The sequence below is a fragment of the Paenibacillus sp. HB172176 genome (assembly GCF_011947265.1).
In the GTDB taxonomy this organism is placed as follows: Bacteria; Bacillota; Bacilli; order Paenibacillales; family Paenibacillaceae; genus Pristimantibacillus.
The window spans coordinates 1-10,599 of the sequence record NZ_JAATHD010000048.1 but is presented as its reverse complement, the minus strand read 5'-3'; the positions used below and the strand labels follow the sequence as shown (position 1 = coordinate 10,599).

General features: G+C 50.7%; 7 protein-coding genes. All 7 read right to left on the bottom strand.

Annotated elements, in window-relative coordinates:
• Positions 1-301 precede the first annotated feature (301 nt).
• Positions 302-844, bottom strand: coding sequence for an NADPH-dependent FMN reductase (locus HFP08_RS28475; RefSeq protein ID WP_168124017.1), 543 nt, complete (start codon positions 842-844; stop codon positions 302-304).
• 672 nt (positions 845-1,516) lie between these two features.
• Positions 1,517-2,785 (bottom strand): MFS transporter, encoded by a 1,269-nt coding sequence (locus tag HFP08_RS28470; RefSeq protein ID WP_168124021.1) that lies wholly within the window; start codon positions 2,783-2,785, stop codon positions 1,517-1,519.
• A 574-nt stretch (positions 2,786-3,359) separates the two neighbouring features.
• Entirely contained in the window at positions 3,360-5,198 is a 1,839-nt protein-coding gene (locus HFP08_RS28465; RefSeq protein WP_168124020.1) for an ABC transporter ATP-binding protein, read from the bottom strand.
• A gap of 71 nt (positions 5,199-5,269) precedes the next feature.
• Positions 5,270-7,003, bottom strand: a complete 1,734-nt coding sequence (locus HFP08_RS28460) for an ABC transporter ATP-binding protein (RefSeq protein ID WP_168124016.1) — start codon at positions 7,001-7,003, stop codon at positions 5,270-5,272.
• Positions 7,004-7,245: 242 nt separating this feature from the next.
• Positions 7,246-8,334, bottom strand: coding sequence for an ABC transporter substrate-binding protein (locus tag HFP08_RS28455; protein WP_240941933.1), 1,089 nt, complete (start codon positions 8,332-8,334; stop codon positions 7,246-7,248).
• 27 nt (positions 8,335-8,361) lie between these two features.
• Positions 8,362-9,255, bottom strand: a complete 894-nt coding sequence (locus HFP08_RS28450; RefSeq protein WP_168124015.1) for an ABC transporter permease — start codon at positions 9,253-9,255, stop codon at positions 8,362-8,364.
• Positions 9,255-10,064 carry an ABC transporter ATP-binding protein gene (locus HFP08_RS28445; protein WP_168124018.1) on the bottom strand — a complete coding sequence of 270 codons (810 nt, stop codon included), beginning with the start codon at positions 10,062-10,064 and terminating at the stop codon, positions 9,255-9,257. Before HFP08_RS28445 ends, HFP08_RS28450 begins: the two co-directional genes overlap by 1 nt.
• Positions 10,065-10,599 lie beyond the last annotated feature (535 nt).

Sequence of the window (10,599 nt, the reverse complement as noted above, 5' to 3'; positions counted from 1 at the left end):
TGGCTTAAATCCAATGTCATCAACAATGTGTTCTATTCCACCGTTGCCGAAATCCGTCTGAGTGTCGGACAGTTTATGGATGAAATCATGAAATACCCACATGTCATCATTGATCGCCTATGCGTTCGATTTTGAATGTCAACTTCTTTCGTTCAACTTATATAGTCCCTCTCCCGAAAATGATTTTACAGGATAACGGTTTATTTCACTGATTACTCCAACAAGTTGTTGTTATATCTGAAAGAAACTAAAAATGAATATCTTTTGATTGTCCGTTTTGCGCTGATCTTCTATAACTAGATTATTTCAGAACATGCTGAGAAGCTTCTTTCAGATGTTCCAATAATAGAAGCAATTCTTGCTTCAATTCTGCATTTGTAATATTGCCTTCCTTATCCATTTTCAAATTAATCTGCGGAATTTTTAATGCGGCTCCTTCCACGATCTGTGTATTTATCATTTTCAAAGTGAGCAAAATCGACTCGAAAGCCTTATCACCGCCCATTAGTGTGGGTGATGCAGTCACTACAGCTGTTGGCTTATCCATTAATTCACCTGATGAGACAATCCAATCGAGTGCATTCTTCAACGAACCTGGAACCCCATTGCCAAATTCCGGTGTACAGATCAATACTCCGTCGGCAGTATTCAGCTGCGATCGCCATGCCATTACTGCTTCAGGACCATCATCAACATCAATATCCGGATTGAAATGAGGCAGTTCGCCAAGACCATTGTAAGTTATGAAAGTCATATCAGAAGGCGCCATCGCAATGATAGACTTCAACAGAGCGCTGTTTGAAGATTGCTTGCGTAAGCTGCCGGATATAGCGAGAATATTCATATGGTCGCTCCTTTGTTCTATAGATTATAGGATGACTGTCCTTGCTGAAAGTATGAATCCAACGATTTTTGCATATCGTCTCGTTGTCCCTTTAAGTTTATCGTTAGTTTAATTGGCTTCTCTTTTTTCTCAACAAGCAGTTCAACATAGGATCTTTTACCTTCAATGTATCGATAATCTTTCATACTTTCTCTGCTTATATAGACATATCCCGCTTTTATCCCTCTCTCTCCTAAATACGCTGGATTAATTATGAAGAACAAGATTGGTGTCCAGAATAGCAGCAAAAAATTCAATTCCCAGTCAGTAAAGATTAATACAAATATTGTAGAGACGCAGCGTGAATACTATGTTATCAGATGCTTTCAACTTCCTTGAATAACTCAATATTTAATATAATTTTTTGTGAGATTTTTTAGTCAATATCCTGCGTGTCACATAAAATGAGATCCCTATTGAAACTAAAAGAGTAATTAGGCTCCTAGTATGGGCATCAGAAATAGAAGAAGTGAATGCACTTACAAATACTTGAATGATGATCAATAGGACTACAAACACAGCCACAGCATAAAGAGTTCTCTTGATATTAGGCATTATAGATATCCTCCCAGCAATAAATTTTATAAAAATTCAAGTCTTATTAATAATAGTGTTGCCTTGGACAACTCAAAGTCACTCCACATGCTTCTTCGCAAGCTTCACGAAGAATGACAGCACGAAAGAGACAAGCAGCAGCAAGAGCGGAATAATGCTGATTAAATAACGGAAGGTCAGCTCCGGGTTGTCGCCGGGATTGTCGCCGCTTTCATAGCCGAAAATATAGCCAACGATTAGGAAAGCAAGCGCGGAGATCAGTCCGCTGGAACGCGTAATAAAGCCGCTGACAGCCGTATAGACGCCTTCTCTGCGTTTGCCTGTGCTTTCAAAATCCTGATCGATGATGAGACTGCTCACTACGGGAGGAGTCACAAGGAAGCCTGCAAGGCCGAAGCCTGCGACGACGCCTGCAAGAATGCCGCCGAGCAAATTGCTTCCGAACCACAACGGGATGACAGAGAGCGCGTACGCGAGCAAGGAGATGCGCCATGCCTTGACGGGATCCATGCGCCTGATGATCCAATACCACACGCCAACGAGGGGAATCACCGACACAAAGATTGACGCCAGGAGATATGTGACCTGAACCTCGGGGATATGAAGCACATATTTGGCGTAGAACGGAATCATCGAGCTTAACAGCCCGTTCACCGTCTGGGCGAAGGAATTCGAGAAGTTAAACACCCAGAACGGCTTGTTCTGCAGGGTTGCCGCAAAGGCTTCCTTCAGCTTCATGCTCGGCGTCTTAAGCGTATCCGGATCCTCTTGCGTATACCTCATACATAGGAGCATGAAGATCGCAAACAATATCGCGTATACGATCGACATTTTACCAAAGCCCATCGCTTCATAGAGAATCGGCGTTACGGCCGAGCCGATCAGAATCGCAACGATCTGATAGCCCTGTTGAATGGCTGAAGCCTTTGAACGCAGCGCGTCTCCACGATACAACTCGGGGAACAACGCTCCGTAATTGACCCACAGTATGGTCGCCGCCGCTTCATAGAGAATTAGCGACACGAGAAACCAAGTGAACAAACCGTACTCCGGCAAGCCTCCGGGAACCGCGAACACCATAATAAAAGTTAGCATGAACAGCGGAATTGCTCCCCAGATCCACGGCTTCCGGCGACCGAACCTTGTGTTCGTGCGATCGGAAAAATATCCCGCTAATGGTTGATTAACAGCATCCCAGATCAAATAGATTGTCCTCGCAAGCGTCGCGAGACCAATGGCAAGACCAAGCTTCTCCACGTAGTAATAGCTGTAGAAAGAGTTAAACGCCTGGCTCGGAATCATCATTGCCAGCATGCCGAACGCGTACATCCAAGGTGAATTGACCATTCTACTTCGCAAATCGATCCCCTGCCTAAGTCCTATTTTTGTAAATCTCTTCCTCTAGCATACTTGCAACCTATTAAGGTTGCAATAAAAAGATGAACAGGTAAAACGTCTGACGGGCTCCTTGAAATTACAGTAAAGTTACGCTTGCATTTCATATCGCTTTATATATGGAGTCGAAGCCTCTAAGACCACGGGATCCTAAGGAAGATTCATAACGTTAATCGCCTGCATCTGAGGCCTGCGTGAATCTAAGGAAGATTGATTTCGTTATTTCATCAAAATTAGCATGACTTCAGCCCAAAATCATGAAATAAGACGATTAGTCTTCGTTAAATTTGAAAAAGATGTCTTTTTATGATTTTAACGTTATCCAGTTTCGTTAACGGTTCTCCTAGCTCCAACCTGCATCATCCAAGCCCCCTATCAAGATCTTTCCGTAAACGAAGAAAGGGCCCCTGCGCCAATCGATAATCGATTGGCGCAGGGGCCCTTAACGACGAAGCTTTTCGGTGTTCCAGAGTTACTTTTTAACTCTGCAACCACTCCAGCACGGTTTCCATGAGCTCCACGCAAACTAGCCCGCATTCACCCTTGCGCCGCCTGCGAATTGACTGTTGTACAGATCGGCATAGAAGCCGTTCTGCTCCAGCAGCTCTTCATGCGTGCCTTGCTCGATGACCGAGCCTTTGTTCATGACGAGAATCATGTCCGCTTCCCGAATCGTCGAGAGGCGATGCGCAATGACGAAGGAGGTTCTGCCCGCCATGAGATGATTCATCGCATGCTGAATTTGAATCTCTGTTCTCGTGTCGACACTGCTTGTCGCTTCATCCAGGATAAGAATCGACGGATCGGCCAATATCGCGCGCGCGATTGTTAGCAGCTGTTTCTGTCCCTGCGAGATGTTCGAGCCTTCCTCGTTCAGAACGGTATCATAGCCGTCCGGCAAGGTACGGATGAAATGATCCGCGTGAGCCGCTTCGGATGCTTCGATAATCTCCTTCTCCGTCGCGCCGTCCCGCCCATATGCAATATTGTCGCGGATCGTTCCGTTGAATAGCCACGTATCCTGCAGCACCATGCCGAACATACTGCGCAGACGGCCGCGTTCCATCTGGCGAATGTCTCTGCCGTCCACCGTGATTGCTCCGCCGTTTACTTCGTAGAAGCGCATCAGCAAATTCACCAGCGTTGTCTTCCCCGCGCCGGTCGGGCCGACAATCGCCACGGTTTGACCGCTTCGAACATCAATGTTCATATGCTCGATAAGAGGCGCGTCCGCTTTATAGCCAAACTGCACATCCCTGAACACCACATCGCCCCGAGGCTTCGAGGAAACGCCCGAAGCGACAACATCCTTCGACTCCTCTTCCTCGTCCAAAAGTTCAAATACGCGTTCCGCCGATGCAATCGTCGACTGAATAATGTTCGCGATATTGGCGGTTTGCGTAATCGGCATCGTGAACTGACGAGCGTATTGAATGAAGGCCTGAATGTCGCCGACGCTGATGCTGCCGCGAGTCACCAGAATGCCCCCGATGACGCAAATGCACACATAACCGATATTCCCGATCAAATTCATGAGCGGCATGATAATGCCGGAAATAAATTGGGCGCGCCAGTTGGATTGATACAGCCTGTCGTTGATTTCGCCAAACTTCTCGATCGACTTCTTCTCTCTCCCGAACGCTTTGACAATGGTATGTCCCGTGTACATCTCCTCGACATGACCGTTCAGTTCTCCAAGCTGCGCCTGCTGGCTCTTGAAATACAATTGCGATCGTTTCGAAATCGCTTTGATGACCAGGAAGCTGAGCGGCAGCGTCAAGATCAGCACCAGCGTCAGCCATACGCTGATCGTCAGCATCATGACGATTACGCCGACGAGGGTAACGACGGAAGTTATCAGCTGCGTCAAGCTCTGCTGCAGCGTATTGCTTATATTCTCGACATCGTTCACGACCCGGCTCATGATATCGCCGTTGGAACGCGAATCGTAGAATTTGAGCGGCAGCCGCTCCATCTTGTCGCTCACTTCATTCCGAAGGCGATACACGACTTTCTGCGATACGCCCGCCATTAGATATTGCTGCAGGAAACCGAACAAGGCGCTGACCACATAGAGACCGATCAATAAACCGATAATGGTGGCAATGCCTTCGAAATCGATAGATACGCTTGGCTTGCCTTGCAGCTGCGCCATGACCGGCGCGAACAGCTTGTCAATCGCTTTGCCCAATATTTTCGGACTGAGAATGGTGAAAATCGTGCTGACGATCGCCGCCGCGAACACCGCGATCAGCTTTAATCGAAACGGCTTCAAATAGCCTGCCAGTCTCTTGAAGGAGACTTTGAAATTTTGCGCCTTCGCGCCGGGCATGCCCATCATGCCGGGTCCCGGACCGAAGCCCATCGGCCTTGGTCCTCCCGGTCCTCCCGGACGTCCGCCTGGTCCTCCCGGACCTTTTCCCTTCGCTCCCTCGCTCACGCAATCTCCTCCTCTGACAGCTGCGAAGCCACAATCTCGCGATAAACCTCGCTGGATTCCAACAATTCCTTATGCGTGCCGATGCCGGCTATTTGTCCTTCGTCCAACACGATGATCTGATCGGCGTCCATGACCGTGCTGACGCGCTGAGCCACGATGATAACGGCGGATTCCTTCGTCTCGTCCCGCAATGCCGCCCTCAATCTCGCGTCCGTCTTATAATCCAGCGCCGAGAAGCTGTCATCGAACAGATAGACCTTCGGCTTGCGAATCAACGCTCTCGCTATGGACAAGCGCTGCTTCTGACCGCCGGACACATTCGCTCCGCCCTGCTCGATGGTTGAGTCGAAGCCATCGGACATGCCCGTGATGAAGTCGGTGGCTTGCGCCGTATCCGCCGCCTGCCGAAGCTCTTCATCTGACGCGTCGTCCTTGCCGTATCTAATATTGTCCGCGACGGTTCCCGTGAACAGCACCGACTTCTGCGGCACCAACGCAATCGCAGCCCTCAGCTGCTCCTGCGTCCATTCCCGCACATCGACGCCGTCGACGCGGAGCGATCCGCTTTGCACATCGAAGAAGCGCGGCACAAGATTGATCAAGGTCGACTTGCCTGAGCCCGTCCCCCCGATAATCGCCGTCACCTTGCCCGGCTCGGCCCGGAAGGAGATCCGTTCCACGGCCGGCCGCTCCGCTCCCGGATAGCTGTACGTCACATTGTCGAATTCGACAATTCCGGTTTGTACTGTTTTGCCCGAATGAGCAGCAGTGTCCCCATCATGAATAACCGGCTCCTGATGCAGCACCTCGTCGATGCGAACCGCGGACGCCGAAGCTCTCGGCACCATGACGAACATCATTGAGAACATGAGCAGAGAGAACATAATCTGCATCGCGTATTGGGTGAAGGCGATCAGATCGCCAACCTCCATGGCTCCACTATCGATTCGCAAGCCTCCGAACCATACGATCGCGACAGAGGATAGATTCATAATCAGCATCATCAGCGGCATCAAGGTTGCCATAATCTGATTCACGCGAATCGCCGTGTTCGTCAGATCGCCATTGGCTTCCGTGAACCGAACCTTCTCGCTTTCCGTGCGATTGAAGGAGCGAATGACCCGAATGCCGGTAAGCCGCTCGCGCAGCACGAGATTCAGCCGATCGAGCTTCTTCTGGATCGCCTTGAAATACGGCAGGCCCTTGGACGTAATGAGCCAGATCGTACCGCCAAGCACGGGCAGCGCGACCACCAGAACCAGCGTCAGCTCGGCGTCCTTGGACAAGGCCATAATGATGCCCCCGATACACATCATCGGCGCCATCACCATCATGCGGAGCATCATCATTAACACCTGCTGCACTTGCGTAATGTCATTCGTCGTTCTAGTGATAAGCGATGCTGTCCCGAGCTGGTCAAACTCCTGAAGCGAGAATTTCTCCACATGGGAGAACACCTTGCCGCGGACAACATGTCCAAACCCTGAGGAGACCTTTGAAGCATACAAGCTCGCAAGAATAGAGACGACGGTTCCTGCCAGCGTGAATAGCAGCATATAGCCTCCAACGCGCCAGATGTAAGGATGATCCCCTTCCACGATACCCTTGTCCACAATATCGGACATCAAGGTCGGCAGATACAGCTCCGCCAGAGATTGAAGCAAGATGAGCACCATGACGAGCGCGATAAGCGCCTGGTACCCCTTCAAGAAACGAAAAAGCTTCAACATTGTTCTCTTTCAACTCCTTTGATTCGCATGCGAGATACTCCAATGATGCATCTTCGTCATATGGAATGCTTTAGTTCTAAACTACTTAGACTTTAAATTATATACGATTTCGAAGGGTTATCAATATCTATAGGAGAAGTTTACCTGGCTCAGACGCCAAAATGAATAATAAAAAAGAAACGAACCGCCAGAAGCGCAAGCTCCCGTCAATTCGTTCCTATATTCAACCAACCTCGATTCAATTATTCGCTTGGCAAAAATTCAGTGGTAAAAATATCCTTCGCATCGAATTTTTCTTTGAGCAAACCCAGCTCCGCGAGCTGATCGATTAACGTCGTCCACCGTTCTTCCGTCATATAGCCGAAGCCATGCTCCGCCGCGTCTCCGCCATAGACGAATTCCTGCTGCGCCTCGGCTTCGAAATCCACAGCGTCGAGATCGATATTCGGGTTCGCCTCGTGAATGGCTTTGTCCACCTCCGCGGAGGTATCCTTGTAGGACATCCAGCCCTCCGAGAAGGCCTTCACGAAGCTCGCGACCGTCTCTTTGTGCTTTGCGAGGTAATCCTTGGTCACGAACAGCACGACATTATATGGATTATAGCCCGACTCCGAGATGAGCAGCGTCTTCGTCTTCACGCCTTCTTTGGTCATGAAGAACGGCTCTGAGGTGACGAAGGATTGCGTGACCGATTCCGGATCCGCGATGAAGTTGACGAATTGACCGGTATACGCGATCTCCTTCACGCCGCTTAGATCATATTTCTTCTTCAAATAATCCCAGTACGTTATGCCCGGCTGCACGAAGACCGTTCTGCCGTTCAAATCCTCGAAGTCCTTCACGTCCGCGTCCTCCTGGAACATGAACGCCTGCGGACTGCCTTGCAGCGCCGCCGCGACGACGACCAGGTCAATGCCCTGATTCTTCGCAATGACAATCTGGTCCGCATGCGCCAATCCGAATTCGGCGCTGCCCGAGGCGACAATCTGCACCGCAGATACCGAAGGACCGCCTGGCTCGATCGTTACATCAAGCGCATTGTCCGCGAATATTCCCTGCTCCTGCGCCGCGTAGACACCTCCATGCTGCGCCTTCGGGAACCAGTTCAGCACCAGCTTCACCTTCTCCGCCTCCTTCGGCGCCTCCGTTTCGGCCGGAGTCGTTGACTCGGCAGAAGCTGTCGAAGCTGCTGCCTCAGTGGGAGCGGCGTTATTGCCGCCGTTGTTGCCGCTGCCTCCATTATTGCTTTCCCCGTTGTTACCGCAAGCCGCCATCACCGTCATAAGCATAATGGCTAGAACCATCCCTCCAAGCTTCTTCCCCTTAATCATGCTTGATCTCCTCCACTTTTCTATTTATTACTTCTTCATTGCCGACTCATGCCAGGAGCCCAATATTCCTCTGGCAACGAGACTGACAAGCAGATAGAAGCTGATGCCGAGAATGGCTGCCGCTATTCCGCAGGCGAACAGGAACGGCGTTCTCATCTGAACCGCAGCGACGGTAATGGCATAGCCGAGGCCGCCTTTGCCGCCCCCGATTCCCGCCACATATTCGCCGACGATGGCTCCGACGATGGAGAGAGTGCAGGATATTTTGAGACCGGCCATAATATAGGGCATAGCCGCAGGCAAGCGAAGCTTCCACATCTTCTGCCATCTTCCCGAATTGTAGAGCGAGAACAGCTCATCCATGCTGCGGTCCACCGAATTGAGTCCCATGAGCGTATTGGAGATGACCGGGAAGAAGCCAATGAGGAACGCGATGACCACGATCGAGTTATAGCCCGCCTCGAACCAGATGACGACGATCGGCGCTACAGCCACAACCGGTATGGTTTGCAAAATAATCGCATAAGGATAAATGCTTCTCTCTAGTATTAATGAGCTTGCAAGAAGTACCGATAATCCGATTCCAATAGTCGTGCTGAGCGCGAAGCCCATCAGAGCTTCCAGAATCGTCATTCGTACAGCCGCCCACAAGAGCGCCCCATCGTCCACAACCGAGCTCCATACATCGGTAGGCTTCGGGAAAATGAACACCTTCGTTCCCATCCAGGTCGGAATGAGCTGCCATAAAGCAATGACCGCCAGGAACGCAATGATCGGGCCGAGCAAATAATGAAGAAACGTATGGGCGAAGCCTGTTCTCTTCTTGCTCCCCGCCGACAATAGTTGGACTGGCAATTCCTCCAGTTGGTTGTCTTCGCCAATTGGCTGAGAAGGCATCGAATGCACGGTACGCAGCGGCATTATCCCAGCTCCTTCCTGAGCGAGCCTTGCTCCAGATAGGCGGAGGCCTGCTCGACATACTCGCCGAAAGCTCGCTCTGTCCGCATAGCGAGCGATCTTGGATGCGGCAGCTCCACATCGAGGAAGGCCGACATTCTGCCGGGCCTTGCGGACATCACGGCAATCTTCGTCGACAGCAACACCGCTTCGAATACATTGTGCGTAACGAACAGCACCGTCATCTTCTCCCTCTGCCAAATATCGAGCAGCTCCATCTGCAGCGACTGGCGGGTAATCTCATCAAGCGCCGCGAACGGCTCATCCATGAGGAGCAGCTTCGGCTTCGCGGCCAGCGCTCTCGCGATCGATACACGCATCTTCATCCCGCCGGAGAGCTGTCTTGGATAGGCTTTGACATAATCCTTCAAGCCCACCATCTCTAGAACCCGCATAGCAGACTCCCTGTGATTCTTCTTGCTGCCGCCTCTCAGCTCAAGCGGAAGTATCACATTGTCGATTACAGTCCGCCATGGCAACAAATTCGATTCCTGAAATACAAAAGCAATATCGTTCGATTCCCGAATGAGCTGCTTCGGCTTCACGCCGTTCACCTGTACGCTGCCCGTGGACGCTTCCTCCAGACCCGCCACCATGCGAAGCGCAGTCGATTTGCCGCAGCCGGATGGACCGAGAAAGCTGACGAACTCTCCTTCGTCTACGGAGAGATGAACATCTTGAAGCGCATTCGTCCCGGTAGAGAATATTTTGCCGACATGGCTGAAGGCTACGACTTCCTTCCCTTTCTTAGCTGTTGTTTTTGCGTCCTGCATCAACGCCCCGTTTTGCACATGCACACGCTCCCCTTCGCGTATATGTTATATTACCTGACATGTTATCATCGCAGTCCTATTTCAACAATGGATAGTATCGCCGAAAATAGGCGGTGTAGTTGTGCGTCTTGCACTAATCTGACATGATGCATGCGCATGAATGACAAAGTATATTGGAGTGTGTAAACAATACCAACATCGCAATGCAGAACGCAAGCCGTGACGGCACTGCAGCGCTGAAAAACAGCGCTAGAGCTGCTCCCGCCTCCTCACGCAAACCGTAACGCTGGAAAACAGCGTTAGAACAGCGCCCACCTCCCCGAGCCAAGATGCAGCGCTGGAAAACAGCGTTAGAGCTGCTCCTTCCTCTCAACGCCTTGATGCAGCGCTGAAAAACAGCGCTGCAGCAGTGCGTCCCGCACGAGTCAGCACCGTCTCCAGAGTAGAGTAGAGAACTGAATTTCGTTGGAGGGCGCAAGCCCTCTAGTTACTTTCCAGTTCCCCCTTCATCAAACCGGACGTGAGGTTTTCCCTC